The sequence below is a fragment of the Verrucosispora sp. NA02020 genome (genome assembly GCF_013364215.1).
Taxonomy (GTDB): domain Bacteria; phylum Actinomycetota; class Actinomycetes; order Mycobacteriales; family Micromonosporaceae; genus Micromonospora.
The window spans coordinates 6,569,374-6,585,098 of record NZ_CP054923.1 but is presented as its reverse complement, the minus strand read 5'-3'; the positions used below and the strand labels follow the sequence as shown (position 1 = coordinate 6,585,098).

The following is a 15,725-nucleotide window of genomic DNA, read 5'->3' as shown; positions in this document are numbered from 1 at the left end:
ATAGGTTTTTGTTGGAGAGTTTGATCCTGGCTCAGGACGAACGCTGGCGGCGTGCTTAACACATGCAAGTCGAGCGGAAAGGCCCTTCGGGGTACTCGAGCGGCGAACGGGTGAGTAACACGTGAGCAACCTGCCCTAGGCTTTGGGATAACCCTCGGAAACGGGGGCTAATACCGAATATTCACTCATGGGCGCATGTTTGTGGGTGGAAAGTTTTTCGGCTTGGGATGGGCTCGCGGCCTATCAGCTTGTTGGTGGGGTAATGGCCTACCAAGGCGACGACGGGTAGCCGGCCTGAGAGGGCGACCGGCCACACTGGGACTGAGACACGGCCCAGACTCCTACGGGAGGCAGCAGTGGGGAATATTGCACAATGGGCGGAAGCCTGATGCAGCGACGCCGCGTGAGGGATGACGGCCTTCGGGTTGTAAACCTCTTTCAGCAGGGACGAAGCGCAAGTGACGGTACCTGCAGAAGAAGCGCCGGCCAACTACGTGCCAGCAGCCGCGGTAAGACGTAGGGCGCGAGCGTTGTCCGGATTTATTGGGCGTAAAGAGCTCGTAGGCGGCTTGTCGCGTCGACTGTGAAAACCCGTGGCTCAACTGCGGGCCTGCAGTCGATACGGGCAGGCTAGAGTTCGGTAGGGGAGACTGGAATTCCTGGTGTAGCGGTGAAATGCGCAGATATCAGGAGGAACACCGGTGGCGAAGGCGGGTCTCTGGGCCGATACTGACGCTGAGGAGCGAAAGCGTGGGGAGCGAACAGGATTAGATACCCTGGTAGTCCACGCTGTAAACGTTGGGCGCTAGGTGTGGGGGGCCTCTCCGGTTCTCTGTGCCGCAGCTAACGCATTAAGCGCCCCGCCTGGGGAGTACGGCCGCAAGGCTAAAACTCAAAGGAATTGACGGGGGCCCGCACAAGCGGCGGAGCATGCGGATTAATTCGATGCAACGCGAAGAACCTTACCTGGGTTTGACATCGCCGGAAATCCTGCAGAGATGTGGGGTCCTTCGGGGCCGGTGACAGGTGGTGCATGGCTGTCGTCAGCTCGTGTCGTGAGATGTTGGGTTAAGTCCCGCAACGAGCGCAACCCTCGTTCGATGTTGCCAGCGCGTTATGGCGGGGACTCATCGAAGACTGCCGGGGTCAACTCGGAGGAAGGTGGGGATGACGTCAAGTCATCATGCCCCTTATGTCCAGGGCTTCACGCATGCTACAATGGCCGGTACAATGGGCTGCGATACCGTGAGGTGGAGCGAATCCCAAAAAGCCGGTCTCAGTTCGGATCGGGGTCTGCAACTCGACCCCGTGAAGTCGGAGTCGCTAGTAATCGCAGATCAGCAACGCTGCGGTGAATACGTTCCCGGGCCTTGTACACACCGCCCGTCACGTCACGAAAGTCGGCAACACCCGAAGCCGGTGGCCCAACCCTTGTGGAGGGAGCCGTCGAAGGTGGGGCTGGCGATTGGGACGAAGTCGTAACAAGGTAGCCGTACCGGAAGGTGCGGCTGGATCACCTCCTTTCTAAGGAGCACCATCCGGCGAAAGCTGGTATGGAGCCCGCGACCTGCGAATGTCGGGTCGGGGTGCTCAATTGGCGGAGACACTGGCGAGTTTTCTTTCGGCAACGGCCGGCGGGTTCGAGTACGGCCATCTCTTTGCGGGGGTGGTGTGGAAAGAGTTTCTGTTGGTGCGGCTGTGGGGGAATGATTAGCACCCTGTTGAGTCCTGAAGGAACAACCCTTTGGTGTTGTTTGCTTCAGTGCCGATTGCTGTGACTGTTGGTGTCATGGTGTTGGTTGCCAGGCATGGCCTGGTCTCGCATACCGGATGTCGCTCTTGTGTGGGTGGTGTTGCTGGTGTGGGGCTGTGGGTTGTGGGTTGGTTGTTTGTTGAGAATTGCACAGTGGACGCGAGCATCTTTGTGGTCAAGTTGTCAAGGGCGAACGGTGAATGCCTTGGCACCAGGAGCCGATGAAGGACGTGGGAGGCCGCGATAGGCCTGGGGGAGCTGTCAACCGAGCTGTGATCCCAGGGTGTCCGAATGGGGTAACCCGGCATCAGTCATGTGATGTCACCTGCACCTGAACTCATAGGGTGTGTGGAGGGAACGCGGGGAAGTGAAACATCTCAGTACCCGTAGGAAGAGAAAACAAATAGTGATTCCGTGAGTAGTGGCGAGCGAAAGCGGATTTAGGCTAAACCGGTTGCGTGTGATACCTGTCAGGGGTTGCGTGGTCGGGGTTGTGGGACTCTGTGTGGTGAGCTGACACTCATCGAAGAAGTTACAAAACCAGTTGTTAGTCGAATGGTCTGGAATGGCCGACCGTAGACGGTGAAAGTCCGGTAGGTGAAAGCAGCTGGTCTTCTATGGATGTTCCCGAGTAGCGGCGGACTCCTGAAATCTGCCGTGAATCTGCCAGGACCACCTGGTAAGCCTGAATACTTCCTGGTGACCGATAGCGGACGAGTACCGTGAGGGAATGGTGAAAAGTACCCCGGGAGGGGAGTGAAATAGTACCTGAAACCGTTCGCCTACAATCCGTCGGAGCCTTGAGGGGTGACGGCGTGCCTTTTGAAGAATGAGCCTGCGAGTTAGTGGCATGTGGCGAGGTTAACCCGTGTGGGGGAGCCGTAGCGAAAGCGAGTCTGAAGAGGGCGTTTGAGTCGCATGTTCTAGACCCGAAGCGGAGTGATCTAGCCATGGGCAGGCTGAAGCGCGGGTAAGACCGTGTGGAGGGCCGAACCCACCAACGTTGAAAAGTTGGGGGATGACCTGTGGTTAGGGGTGAAAGGCCAATCAAACTCCGTGATAGCTGGTTCTCCCCGAAATGCATTTAGGTGCAGCGTCGCGTGTTTCTTGCCGGAGGTAGAGCACTGGATGGTCTAGGGGGCCCACAAGCTTACCGAAATCAGCCAAACTCCGAATGCCGGTAAGTGAGAGCGCGGCAGTGAGACTGCGGGGGATAAGCTTCGTAGTCGAGAGGGAAACAGCCCAGATCACCAGCTAAGGCCCCTAAGCGTGTGCTAAGTGGAAAAGGATGTGGGGTCGCACAGACAACCAGGAGGTTGGCTTAGAAGCAGCCACCCTTTAAAGAGTGCGTAATAGCTCACTGGTCAAGTGGTTCCGCGCCGACAATGTAGCGGGGCTCAAGTACACCGCCGAAGCTGTGGCATTCACACGTGTGCTTCGCAGGATTCTTTCGGGTTTCTTGTGCAGGTGTGTGGATGGGTAGGGGAGCGTCGTGCCGGGGGTGAAGCAGCCGAGTGATCGAGTTGTGGACGCGGCACGAGTGAGAATGCAGGCATGAGTAGCGAAAGAAGGGTGAGAAACCCTTCCGCCGGATGACCAAGGGTTCCAGGGCCAGGTTAATCCGCCCTGGGTGAGTCGGGACCTAAGGCGAGGCCGAGAGGCGTAGTCGATGGACAACGGGTTGATATTCCCGTACCCGCGAAAGAGCGTCCCTGATGAACCTCGTTGTGCTAACCACCCAAACTGTTTGAGACCTTCGGGTTGATGATGGGGAGCGTGGGAACCTGGCGGGTAGTAGTCAAGCGATGGGGTGACGCAGGAAGGTAGCTGAGCCCGGCCGGTGGTTGTGCCGGGGTAAGCGTGTAGGCCGTGCCATAGGCAAATCCGTGGCGCATGTAGGCTGAGACGTGATGCCGAGCCGATTCAGGTGAAGTCAGTGATCCTATGCTGCCGAGAAAAGCCTCTAGCGAGTTCTTAGCGGCCCGTACCCCAAACCGACACAGGTGGTCAGGTAGAGAATACCGAGGCGATCGGGCGAACTGTGGTTAAGGAACTCGGCAAATTGCCCCCGTAACTTAGGGAGAAGGGGGGCCGGAGACGTGAAGCCCCGCGCGGGTGGAGCGTTGTATGGCCGCAGAGAGCAGGGGGAAGCGACTGTTTACTAAAAACACAGGTCCATGCGAAGAAGTAATTCGATGTATATGGACTGACGCCTGCCCGGTGCTGGAACGTTAAGGGGACCTGTTAGCTCTTCGGGGCGAAGCGGAGAACTTAAGCGCCAGTAAACGGCGGTGGTAACTATAACCATCCTAAGGTAGCGAAATTCCTTGTCGGGTAAGTTCCGACCTGCACGAATGGCGTAACGACTTCCCCACTGTCTCAACCACAGGCCCGGCGAAATTGCAGTACGAGTAAAGATGCTCGTTACGCGCGGCAGGACGGAAAGACCCCGGGACCTTTACTATAGCTTGACATTGGTATCTGAGTTAGCTTGTGTAGGATAGGTGGGAGCCGGTGAACCTCATACGCCAGTATGGGGGGAGGCAATCTTGAAATACCACTCTGGTTGATTCGGGTATCTAACTTCGGACCGTTATCCGGTTCAGGGACAGTGTCTGGTGGGTAGTTTAACTGGGGCGGTTGCCTCCTAAAAGGTAACGGAGGCGCCCAAAGGTTCCCTCAGCCTGGTTGGCAATCAGGTGTTGAGTGCAAGTACACAAGGGAGCTTGACTGTGAGACTGACGGGTCGAGCAGGGACGAAAGTCGGGACTAGTGATCCGGCACTTGCGTGTGGAAGCGGTGTCGCTCAACGGATAAAAGGTACCCCGGGGATAACAGGCTGATCTTCCCCAAGAGTCCATATCGACGGGATGGTTTGGCACCTCGATGTCGGCTCGTCGCATCCTGGGGCTGTAGCAGGTCCCAAGGGTTGGGCTGTTCGCCCATTAAAGCGGTACGCGAGCTGGGTTTAGAACGTCGTGAGACAGTTCGGTCCCTATCCGCCGTGCGCGTAGGATACTTGAGAAGGGCTGTCCCTAGTACGAGAGGACCGGGACGGACGAACCTCTGGTGTGCCAGTTGTCCCGCCAGGGGCACGGCTGGTTAGCTACGTTCGGAAGGGATAACCGCTGAAAGCATCTAAGCGGGAAGCTCGCTTCAAGATGAGGTATCCCACCCACCTTTGGTGGGGTAAGGCCCCCAGCTAGACGACTGGGTTGATAGGCCGGAAATGTAAGCCCGGTAACGGGTTCAGTTGACCGGTACTAATAGGCCGAGGACTTGACTATCAAAGTTGCTACGCGTCCACTGTGTAACTCACAACAAACAAACACACCCCCTGGTGTGGGGCTGTGGGTTGTGGGTTGGTTGTTTGTTGAGAATTGCACAGTGGACGCGAGCATCTTTGTGGCAAAGTTGCTACGCGTCCACTGTGTAACTCACAACAAACAAACACACCCCGACACGTTGGTGTTGGTGCGGATTGTGTTTGACATGTTGACAAGGTTACGGCGGTCATGGCGGAGGGGAAACGCCCGGTTACATTCCGAACCCGGAAGCTAAGCCCTCCAGCGCCGATGGTACTGCACCCGGGAGGGTGTGGGAGAGTAGGACACCGCCGGACATCTTCTCGATTTAGGGCCACCCCCACGGGGGTGGCCCTAAACGCATTTATGGACCGATCGCCGTAGCCCGACCGCTAAACCCGATCGTGGCAGCCTGAACCGAGACAGCCAGAACCGGGACAGCGCATCGGCCCGCCGGCCGCTAGCGTCACGCGAGTGACGGCGCCCACCGATGGCCCCGCCCCACCAGCACACGACCGGACGATGCCGGGCCCAGTGCCGGCATCTGAGGAGACGGCGCACGCCGGAAGAACGAGGTCGGGGCTGTGGCGTAACCGGGACTTCGGCGTGTTCTGGGCGGCGCAGACGGTGTCGGTGGTCGGCGACGGGTTCGCGTCGGTGGCCGTACCGCTGCTGGTGCTCCAGGTCACCGGGTCGGTGGCGCTGATGGGCCTGCTCACCGCCGTCGCGGGGGTGGCGTCGGTGGTCACGGCCGTCTTCGCGGGAGTGCTGGCCGACCGGGTGGACCGGCGACGCCTGCTGATCGGTGGTGACCTCGCGCGGGCCGTGCTCTTCGCCGCCGTACCGGTGGCGTGGCTCTGGGGGCCGCAGCTCTGGCTGCTCTACCTCGTACTGCCGGCCGGTGCCGCCGTGGGGATGGTGTTCCGGGTGGCGTACGTGGCGGCGGTGCCGGGGCTCGTCGACGTCGGGCGGATCACCGAGGCCAACGGCAAGCTGTCGGCGAGCTACGCGGTCGCCGGGATCGGGGGACCGCTGCTGGCCGGTCTGGTGGCGGCGCGCTTCGGGTACACCACGGCGGTGGCGGTGAACGCCGCGAGCTTCGCCGTGTCGGCGGTCGGGCTGACCGCCGTTCGGCTGCGGCAGGCCCGCCGGGAGCGGACCGCGACGACCCTGGCCGGGCTGCGTGACGAGCTGCTGGTCGGGGCCCGGTTCCTCTGGCGGCATCCGGTGCTGCGGAGCCTGACACTGCTGCTGTCGGCGTTCCTGTTCCTCACCTACGGGCTCGACGACGTGCTGATCTATCACGTCGGGCACGGCCTCGGCGGGTCGGAGCGTACCGTCGGGGTGGTGTTGGGGCTGGCCGCGCTCGGCACGGTCCTCGGCTCGCTGGTGGTGGCGCCGCTGCGACGACGCATCGGCTTCGGGCCCACCTGGTCGGGCAGTGTGGTGACGGCCGGCGTGGCGGTCGCGGCGGTCGGGTCGGCGGGTACGGTGCCGGCGGTGGCGGCCCTGGCGGCGGTGTACCTCGGCGGGGTGGCGGTCGGCGCGATCTGCTCCCTGTCGCTACGGCAGGAGGTGACGCCGAACCACCTGCTGGGCCGGGTCACCTCGGTGTTCTGGGCGACCCACTACGCGCTCGGCCCGATCGGGGCTGCCGTGGTGACGTGAGGCGCGCAGGGGTACGGCGTACCCCTGGTCTGTCTGCTGGCGGGTGGTGGGTGCGTCCTGGTCGGGCTCGCGGCGCTCGCCACGCCGGTGGCGCGGGTCGGCGGGCGGTGACCCGGCGGCGCTCGTCAGTGCCGGGTCTGCACGGTCTCGCGGATCTGTCGCAGCAGCCCGGCGGACTCGTCGACCGAGCGGGACGGGAACATGGCGAGCACCACGCTGCCGTGGTCGGCCCAGCCGCAGACCGCGAAGTCACCGCCGTCGCCGCTGGTGCTGCCGCACTTCATCGTCCCGCCGAGACCGCCCGGGGAGACGTTGCGCAGGTCGCTGATCGCGCCGGTCTCGTCGCCCATCAGCGTGAACAGGCTCTCCAGGTCCCGCTCCGGCTGCCACAGCAGGGTCGTGCCGCCGAAGAGGAGCACCGAGCGGCGGGTGTCGGCCGGATCCTGGTAGACCGCCCCGAAGCTGCTGTCCAGCCGGATGTCGGCCGCGAGGCCGCTGCGCAGGTAGTCGGCGGTGCTCACCGCGCGGTCGCTGGTGTCCTGGCGCAGGCCGGCGACCTCGCCCGGAGTGCTGATCCGGGCGTCCTTCTGCTGCATGATCCGCCAACCCCAGGAGCCGAGCGTGCCGACGCCCGCGAACACCAGGACCGCGATCAACGCCACCGCGATCCGCCAGCGCCGGGACCGGACGGCGCGGCGGTCGGGGCCGGTCGCCGCCTCGGGCTGGTCCAGCTCGATCGGCTCGGCGGTCAGGTCGACCAGCGGGGTGCCGTCGTCGAGGTGGTGGAGGCTGCGGCGCGCGTCGGACATAGCCGACACCGTACGCGAACCACCGGTGGCGCACGTCGGGTCCGCCGAAGCGCTCCGTAGACTTCCAGGGTGACCGAGAACCTGGATGCCCGACGCCTCGACGCCCCGACCCTCGCCGGCCAGTACCTGCCCGGCGAGGTAGAGCAGCGACGGTACGAGCAGTGGGTAGCCGACGGTCGGTTCCGGGCATCGGCGGAGAGCGAGCGGCAGCCCTTCACCATCGTCATCCCGCCGCCGAACGTGACCGGCTCGCTGCACATGGGCCACGCGCTGGACCACACCGTGCAGGACGCCCTGGTGCGGCGCAAGCGTATGCAGGGTTTCGAGGCGCTCTGGCTGCCCGGCATGGACCACGCCGGCATCGCCACCCAGAACGTGGTCGAGCGGCAGCTCGCCGCGCAGGGCCTGTCCCGCCACGATTTGGGCCGGGAGAAGTTCGTCGAGCGGGTGTGGCAGTGGAAGGCGGAGTCCGGCGGGACCATCCTCGGCCAGATGCGCCGCCTCGGTGACTCGGTGGACTGGGAGCGCGAGCGCTTCACCATGGACGAGGGCCTGTCCCGCGCCGTGCAGACCATGTTCAAGAAGCTGTACGACGACGGGCTGATCTATCGCGCGAACCGGATCATCAACTGGTGTCCGCGCTGTCTGACCGCCCTCTCCGACATCGAGGTGGAGCACTCCGACGACGACGGTGAGCTGGTCTCGATCCGGTACAGCGACGACGTGGTGGTGGCCACCACCCGGGCCGAGACGATGCTCGGCGACACGGCGGTGGCGGTGCACCCGGACGACGAGCGGTACCGGCACCTGATCGGCACCGAGGTCGAGCTGCCGTTGACCGGGCGGCGGATCCCGATCGTGGGGGACGCCCACGTCGACCCGTCCTTCGGCACCGGCATGGTGAAGGTCACCCCGGCGCACGACCCGAACGACTTCGAGATCGGGCAGCGGCACGACCTGCCCGCGCTCACCGTGATGGACGAGCGGGGTGTGATCACCGCGCCCGGTCCGTTCCAGGGGCTGGACCGGTTCGAGGCCCGGCCGGCGATCGTCGCGGCGCTGCGCGAGCAGGGCCGCATCGTCGCCGAGAAGCGGCCGTACGTGCACGCCGTCGGGCACTGCTCGCGGTGCCGCACCACGGTGGAACCCCGGCTGTCGTTGCAGTGGTTCGTCAACACCTCGCCGCTGGCGAAGGCGGCCGGTGACGCGGTGCGCGACGGGCGGGTCCGGATCGAGCCGGCGGAGCTGGCCAAGCGCTACTTCGCCTGGGTCGACAACATGCACGACTGGTGCATCTCCCGCCAGCTCTGGTGGGGCCACCGGATCCCGGTCTGGTACGGCCCGGCCGGCGAGGTGGTCTGCGTCGGACCCGACGAGGAGCCGCCGACCGGGACGGGCTGGCACCAGGACGAGGACGTGCTGGACACCTGGTTCTCTAGCGGCCTGTGGCCGTTCTCCACGCTCGGTTGGCCGGAGCAGACCCCGGACCTGGCCAAGTTCTATCCGACCAGCGTGTTGGTGACCGGTTACGACATCCTCTTCTTCTGGGTCGCCCGGATGATGATGTTCGGCCTGTACGCGATGGACGGCAGGCAGCCGTTCGACGTGATCGCCCTGCACGGCATGGTCCGTGACGAGCACGGCAAGAAGATGTCGAAGTCGTTCGGGAACGTGGTCGACCCGCTGGACTGGATCGACCGGTACGGTGCCGACGCGACCCGCTTCACGCTGGCCCGGGGCGCCAACCCGGGCGGCGACGTGCCGGTCAGCGAGGAGTGGTGCCAGGGCTCCCGGAACTTCTGCAACAAGCTCTGGAACGCCACCCGGTTCGCGTTGATCAACGGCGCGCACACCGGCGGTCCGATGCCGACCGCCGACAAGCTGTCGACCGTCGACCGGTGGATCCTGTCCCGGCTGGCGCACGTCACCGCCGAGGTCGACGAGCAGTTCGAGGCGTACGAGTTCGCCAAGGTGTGTGACCTGCTCTACCACTTCGCCTGGGACGACGTCTGTGACTGGTACGTCGAGCTGAGCAAGCCGGTGCTGGCCGGCGGGGGCGAGTCGGCCGAGGTCACCCGCCGGGTCCTCGGTCATGTGCTGGACCACCTCCTGCGGCTGCTGCACCCGGTGATCCCGTTCGTCACCGAGGAGTTGTGGACCGCGCTGACCGGCGGCGAGACGCTGCTCACCGCGGCCTGGCCGGCTGCCGACCGGGCGCTCGTCGACGACGCCGCCGAGGCGGAGGTCGCCACCCTGCAACGGGTGGTCACCGAGGTCCGCCGGTTCCGCTCGGACCAGGGCCTGCGCCCGACCCAGCGGGTCGCCGCCCGGCTCGACGGCCTGGCCGGTGCCGGCGTGGCGGCGCACGAACCGCTGATCCGGTCGCTCGCGCGGCTCGACGCGCCCGCCGACGACTTCCAGGCCAGCGCCACGCTGGCCATGCCGGGCGAGGTCAACGTCGCGCTGGACACCCGGGGCTCGATCGACGTGGCCGCCGAGCGGGCGCGACTGACCAAGGACCGGACGGCGGCCGAGAAGGAGGCCGGGCAGGCCCGGGCGAAGCTGGACAATCCGGCGTTCGTCGGTAAGGCCCCCGAACCGGTCGTCGCCAAGATCCGTCAACGACTGGCCGTCGCCGAGGCCGACCTGGCCCGGATCGACGCCGCCCTGGAGGCCCTGCCCTCGTGAGCGACGACCGTACCGAGAACACCGATCGTGGTCGGCCGCGCGGCGACCGCGCCGCGCACGCCGCCTTCGCCCAGGCGGAGGCGGAGCTGGCCGGGCGCGGTTTCACCCGGATGGTGTTCGAGCTGGACCGCATCTCGTCCCTGCTCGACCTGCTGGGCAGCCCGCAGCGGGCGTACCCGTCGATCCACCTGACCGGCACCAACGGCAAGACCTCCACGGCCCGGATGATCGACTCGCTGTTGCGGGCGTTCGGGCTGCACACCGGCCGGTACACCAGCCCGCACCTGGAGAGCCTCCGGGAGCGGATCAGCCTGGACGGCGAGCCGGTGGACGAGACCCGGTTCGCCGCGGTCTATCAGGAGATCAAGCCGCTGGCCGAACTGGTGGACGACCGGTCGGCGGAGCCGCTGACCTACTTCGACATGACCACCGCGCTGGCGTTCGCCACGTTCGCCGACGCTCCCGTCGACATCGCCGTGGTCGAGGTGGGTCTCGGTGGCGCCGAGGACGCCACGAACGTGATCCAGGCCGGGGTGTGCGTACTCACGCCGATCGGGTTGGACCACACCGAGTGGCTCGGGGACACGCTCCAGGACATCGCGGTCGCCAAGTCCGGCATCATCCACCCCGGCGCCACGGTGATCTGCGCGGCGCAGGAGGAGGAGGCCGCCGAGCCGATCCTGCAACGCTGCGCCGAGGTGGGCGCGACCATCGCCCGCGAGGGCGCCGAGTTCGGCGTGCTGCGTCGGGCGGTCGCCGTCGGCGGGCAGGTGCTCACCCTGCAAGGACTCGGCGGGGTGTACGAAGAGGTGTTCGTCCCGCTGCACGGCGCGCACCAGGCGCAGAACGCGGCGCTGGCGCTCGCCGCCGTGGAGGCGTTCCTCGGCGCCGGCGCGCGGCGGCAGTTGGACGTGGAGGCGGTCCGGGAGGGCTTCGCCACGGCCAGCTCGCCGGGCCGCCTGGAGCGGGTCCGGAACGCCCCGACGATCCTGCTGGACGGTGCGCACAACCCGCAGGGGATGGCCGCCACGGTCACCGCCCTGCAGGAGGAGTTCGCGTTCAGCAAGCTGGTCGCGGTGGTGGGCACACTGGCCGACAAGGACGCGCCGAGCCTGCTGGAGCTGCTCGAACCGGTGGTCGACCAGGTGGTGGTGACCCGTAACAGCTCGCCCCGGGCGCTGCCGGCCAAGGAGTTGGCCGCGCTCGCCGCCGAAGTGTTCGGGCCGGACCGGGTCGAGGTCGCCGAGGAGATGCCGGACGCGATCGAGGCGGCGGTGGCGCTGGCCGAGGAGGACGTACCGGGTGAACTGGCCGGGGTCGGGGTGCTGATCACCGGCTCGGTGGTGACCGTGGCCGACGCCCGCCGCCTGCTGAAGCGATGAGCGAGCCCACGGGCGCGGCCCGGCCGGACGAGACCCCCGAAACCATCACCGGTGGCGGTGCCGGATCGGGGCAGCCCGAGGGCGTTCCCGGGACGGACGGTGACGGTCCGCCGGGACAGCGCCGGTCCGGGCTGCGTGATCCGCAGCGGGCGGTACGCGGACTCGGCGCGGGCACCCTCGCGCTGGAGGCGCTGGTGCTGCTGCTGGCGATCCAACCGATCCGGGTCGTCGGCGGTGACCTCGGCGGTCCGGCGCTCGCGGCGGTGGTGACGCTGGCCGTGCTGGCGGCGCTGCTGGCCGGGCTGATGCGCCGACCCTGGGCGTGGCAGGCCGGCACCGTGTTGCAGGGTCTGCTGCTGCTGTCCGGCCTGCTGCACTGGGCGCTGTTCGCGCTGGGCGTCATCTTCGCGCTGGTGTGGGCGTACGCGTTGCACGTCCGTCGGGTGATCCTGGGCTGACCGGCGTCCGTGCCGGTCGGCGGGTCACGCCTCGGCGCGTTCCCGCCACTGGGTCAGGGCGATGCCGTGCCCGTCCGGGTCGCGGAACGCCGCCGCCCACACCTCCAGCTTGGTGCCCCGGTTGACCACCCGGGGCGCGTAGGTGAACCGGACGCCCGAGTCACGCATCCGCTCGTAGGCCGACTGGATGTCGTCGACGTCGAGGTTGACGTGCACCAGCCGCCGGTTCATCGGCTGGGCGCCGGTCACCTCGCGCAGCACCAGCCGGGTGGCCCCGGAGGAGAGGACCGCGTTGCCGTTGCCCCGGTCGACCTCGCGGAAGCCGAGCCGGTCCCGATAGAACTCCAGCGATCGGGACAGCTCGGTGACGAGCAGGGTGATGCCCACACCGCTGATCGGGGCGGCCAGGTCGGCGGTGTCCGGGTCGAAACCGAAGATCGCCTCGTCCAGTTCCCGGTCGTCCACCTGCGGATCGTCGGGGTCCGGGGCGCCGGTCGCCGCCGCGTGCACCGGCTCGTCCTCGTGCGGTGCCGACCGGGTGCGCCCGGCGGTCGTCGGGTACGGGTCGTCCAGCGGCAGGTCCAGCGGGTCGAGGGGGCCCGTCGGGGCGGAGGGCGGATCGGCCGGTCGTCCGGCGGCCGGTGCCGTGCTCGGCGTACCGGTGACCGGCGCGCCGGCCGGGTGGTCGTCGCGCGGCAGGTCGGCGAAGAGGTCGGTCTCGTCCGGGGCGGCGGCCGTCGCGGCGAACCGCTCCTCGGCGGGGGTACGTGGCGCGGGCGTGGCGCGGCGGGGCAACGGGGCGTCGCTGCTCTGCTCGACCACGGTGCCCTCCAGCACCACGGGTCCACCCGGGCGCTGGCGTACCCGGACCGGGTCCCGGGACTCGACCGGCTCGACCGGGTCGTCGCGGAGCGGGGTGCCGAGCGGGTCACCCAGCGGGTCGTGGAAGTCGTCCTCCGGCGGCCGGTCGGCCCACGGCGGGGCCTGCTGCCCGATCAGCATCTCGTCCGGCGGGCCCTGCCCGACGAACTCGTCGGCGAACTCGGGCGGCAGGTCGGCGGTGCCGGCCTCGGCGTGGGTGGGCACCTCGTCCCAGAGCACCCGGACGTGTCGCGGGTCGTCCAGCGCCACCCGGATCGGCAGTGTCTGGCCCAGCGACGGCCACTTGGCGACCGGCACCCGGGGCTCGATGATCTTCTTGGACCGGGGCGGCAGCCCGGGCGCGTCGATCACGAGCTGGAGTTCGCAGCGGCCGAAGGCGTACTGGGTGGGTGGTTCGGAGGCGCTGTGCACGTGCCCGGCGCCGACGACCCAGGTGCGACCGCCGCCGCGTACGGTGGCCAGCGCGATCGCCAGCACCAGCAGGGCCACACCGAGCGCCACGATGGCCCAGCTCGTCATGCCCAGCCCGAACAGCACGACGAAACTGGCCACGGTGCCGAGCACCGCCGCGATCAGTTTGCGTACCGGTGCGATGGGTCGGTTCCCGCCGTTCGCCACAGTGGACCTCCCGGGTGGTCAGGGCCAGGCTAGGCCGGATCGGGGGCCGGGGGAAGGACCGACCACCGCGCCGGGGCCGGGACCGGGTCGCTAGGCTGACCGTACCCAGCCCGACCGACTTACGCCCTCAGGAGGAACCCAGCGTGTCCAGCAGCAGCCCGGACGAGCGCACGCTCGTACTGATCAAGCCCGACGCGGTCCGCCGCGGCCTGGTCGGCGAGATCGTCTCCCGCTTCGAGCGGAAGGGGCTGCGGATCGACGCGATGGCGTCCCGGACGATGGACGCCGCGCTGGCCGACGAGCACTACGCCGAGCACGTGGACAAGGCGTTCTACCCGCCGCTGAAGACGTTCATGACCAGCGGCCCGTTGGTCGCGCTGGTGCTCTCCGGCGACCAGGTGATCGACGTGGTGCGGGGTCTGATCGGCGCCACCGACGGACGCAAGGCCGTCGCCGGCACCATCCGGGGCGACCTCGCCCTGTCCAACCGGGAGAACCTGGTGCACGCCTCCGACTCCCCGGACAGCGCCAAGCGCGAGCTGGCGCTCTGGTTCCCCGAGCTGGGCTGACGACCGCCTCCCCGAGTTGGGCTCACGACAGCGGCGAGCCGGCCCGTCGACGGGCCGGCTCAGGTCGCCCAGGGCAACTTGTCCGGGTTGGCGACCAGGAAGATGTCGGTGATCCGACCGTCGGCGGTGCCGAGCATGACCGCATACCGGGAGCCGCCGGCGGTGATCACCACGGCGGCCGGCTGACCGTTGAGTTCGGTGCGGTGCACGGTGAGCGGCCAGCCCTTCTCGCGGACGCCCAGCAGGAACCGGACCACCCGGTCCGCGCCGGTGATCGGGTTGCGGGCGGCACTCACCCGACCGCCGCCGTCACTCCAGGCGATCGCGTCGGCGGCCACCAGCTCGGTCAGCCTCCGCAGGTCACCCTCGCCGGCGGCGGCGATGAACGCCTCCAGCAGTCGCTCCTGCTCCGCCCGGTCGGCGGTGAACCGGCGCTGCTCGCGCCCGATCCGGGCGGCGGCCCGGTGGTGCAACTGACGGCAGTCCTCGACGGAACGGTCGAGCAGCTCGGCGATCTCGGCGTACGGCAGCTCGAACGCGGTGTGCAGGACGTAGACCGCGCGCTCCGGCGGGGTGAGCCGCTCCAGCAGGTGCAGCAGCGCGGTGGAGAGCGAGTCGCGCAGTTCGGCGCGTTCCAACGGGCCGAACGGTGACGGTGCCGTCGGTACCGGCTCCGGCAGCCACTGCCCGACGTACGCCTCCCGGGTGGCCTGCCGGGCCCGCAGCCGGTCCATGGACAGGTGGGTCACCACCCGGGACAGGTAGCGGCGTGGCTCGGTCACCCGGCTCCGGTCGACGCGGGCCCAGCGCAGGTAGGTCTCCTGGAGCACGTCCTCGGCGTCGTGCCGGCTGCCGAGCAGCCGGTACGCCAGACCGAGCAGCATCGGCCGGTGCGCGTCGAGCGCACCGGCCGCCTCCGCCGCCTCCGCCGGGTTCAGTCGTCCGACGGGAGATCGTTGCGGAAGGTCACCGCGATCCGGTTCCACACGTTGATTGTGGCAATCGCCAGGACCAGGTCGGCGAGCGCCTTCTCCGGCCAGACCTTCGCCGCGTCCTCCCACACGTCGTCGGGTACCCCGTGTTCGCCGAGCCGGGTCACCGCGTCGGTCAACGCCAGCGCGGCGCGTTCCCGCTGGTCGAAGAAGGGCGCCTCGCGCCAGGCGGCCACCGCGAACAGCCGCCGGCTCGACTCACCCGCGCCGAGCGCCTCCTGGCTGTGCATGTCGACGCAGTACGCGCAGCCGTTCAGGATCGAGGCGCGCAGCTTCACCAGCTCCAGCACGGTGTGGTCCACGTTCGCCCGGACGTACTTCTCCAGCCCCATCACGGCGCTGAACGCCCCTGGCGCCACCTCCGCCACGTTCATCCGCTGCATGACAACCCTCCCGCTAGATCGCTCCGACACCCCCACGACGGGCGCACCCCACAGGGCGTGACAGGTACACCCTGTGACGCCGGTCATGGAGGCTCGTCGTGGAGGTGCGCGTCGATCATGGACTCGTGGTCGGTGATTCGCCCCGTGCGGCCCGGTTTGCGACTGCCGGGACTCCATGATCGGCGGGGTGGGGTTATCGGGAGGAGGGGGACGGGTGG

At 67.4% G+C, this 15,725-nt stretch carries 9 protein-coding genes and 3 rRNA genes; 8 read left to right on the top strand and 4 right to left on the bottom strand.

All coding sequences use genetic code 11. The features are described 5' to 3' along the window. Window positions 1-8: 8 nt before the first annotated feature. The 4 genes from HUT12_RS29415 (at window position 9) to HUT12_RS29400 (ending at window position 6,726) form a co-directional block, all read left to right on the top strand. Window positions 9-1,524 (top strand): 16S ribosomal RNA (locus HUT12_RS29415). A 402-nt stretch (window positions 1,525-1,926) separates the two neighbouring features. Beyond that, a 23S ribosomal RNA gene (locus HUT12_RS29410) occupies window positions 1,927-5,040 on the top strand. Between the two features lie 218 nt (window positions 5,041-5,258). Continuing rightward, a 5S ribosomal RNA gene (gene rrf, locus HUT12_RS29405) occupies window positions 5,259-5,375 on the top strand. The 16S, 23S and 5S rRNA genes sit together here, the layout of an rRNA operon. 217 nt (window positions 5,376-5,592) lie before the next feature. Then, window positions 5,593-6,726 carry an MFS transporter gene (locus HUT12_RS29400; RefSeq protein WP_217706052.1) on the top strand — a complete coding sequence of 378 codons (1,134 nt, stop codon included), beginning with the start codon at window positions 5,593-5,595 and terminating at the stop codon, window positions 6,724-6,726. A gap of 125 nt (window positions 6,727-6,851) precedes the next feature. Here the strand turns inward: HUT12_RS29400 and HUT12_RS29395 are convergent, their stop codons facing one another. Next, on the bottom strand, window positions 6,852-7,535 hold the full coding sequence (locus HUT12_RS29395) for a hypothetical protein (protein WP_131056560.1): 684 nt from the start codon (window positions 7,533-7,535) through the stop codon (window positions 6,852-6,854). Between the two features lie 69 nt (window positions 7,536-7,604). On the opposite strand from HUT12_RS29395, the gene HUT12_RS29390 reads away from it, so the two are divergent. The 3 genes from HUT12_RS29390 (at window position 7,605) to HUT12_RS29380 (ending at window position 12,063) form a co-directional block, all read left to right on the top strand. Then, window positions 7,605-10,223, top strand: a complete 2,619-nt coding sequence (locus HUT12_RS29390) for a valine--tRNA ligase (protein WP_176095327.1) — start codon at window positions 7,605-7,607, stop codon at window positions 10,221-10,223. A gap of 110 nt (window positions 10,224-10,333) precedes the next feature. After that, the gene (locus HUT12_RS29385) at window positions 10,334-11,605 is read left to right on the top strand and encodes a folylpolyglutamate synthase/dihydrofolate synthase family protein (protein ID WP_254877088.1); all 1,272 of its coding nucleotides are present in this window, start codon (window positions 10,334-10,336) and stop codon (window positions 11,603-11,605) included. Further along, a complete protein-coding gene (locus tag HUT12_RS29380) occupies window positions 11,602-12,063 on the top strand; it encodes a DUF4233 domain-containing protein (protein WP_131054118.1) in 462 nt (153 codons plus the stop codon). The genes HUT12_RS29385 and HUT12_RS29380 overlap by 4 nt, the downstream gene beginning before the upstream one ends. Window positions 12,064-12,087: 24 nt before the next feature. On the opposite strand, the gene HUT12_RS29375 is transcribed toward HUT12_RS29380, so the two are convergent. Then, complete coding sequence (locus HUT12_RS29375) at window positions 12,088-13,563, bottom strand: VOC family protein (protein ID WP_176095326.1); 1,476 nt, start codon at window positions 13,561-13,563, stop codon at window positions 12,088-12,090. Window positions 13,564-13,706: 143 nt separating this feature from the next. Between HUT12_RS29375 and ndk the strand changes: the two genes are divergently transcribed. Continuing rightward, on the top strand, window positions 13,707-14,132 hold the full coding sequence (gene ndk, locus HUT12_RS29370) for a nucleoside-diphosphate kinase (protein ID WP_131054120.1): 426 nt from the start codon (window positions 13,707-13,709) through the stop codon (window positions 14,130-14,132). A 59-nt stretch (window positions 14,133-14,191) separates the two neighbouring features. Here ndk and sigJ read toward each other — a convergent pair whose 3' ends face one another. After that, complete coding sequence (gene sigJ / locus HUT12_RS29365) at window positions 14,192-15,118, bottom strand: RNA polymerase sigma factor SigJ (RefSeq protein WP_236145818.1); 927 nt, start codon at window positions 15,116-15,118, stop codon at window positions 14,192-14,194. After that, window positions 15,067-15,507: a carboxymuconolactone decarboxylase family protein gene (locus HUT12_RS29360; RefSeq protein ID WP_131054121.1), complete on the bottom strand. Its 441-nt coding sequence runs from the start codon at window positions 15,505-15,507 to the stop codon at window positions 15,067-15,069. The genes sigJ and HUT12_RS29360 overlap by 52 nt, the downstream gene beginning before the upstream one ends. Window positions 15,508-15,725: the final 218 nt, after the last annotated feature.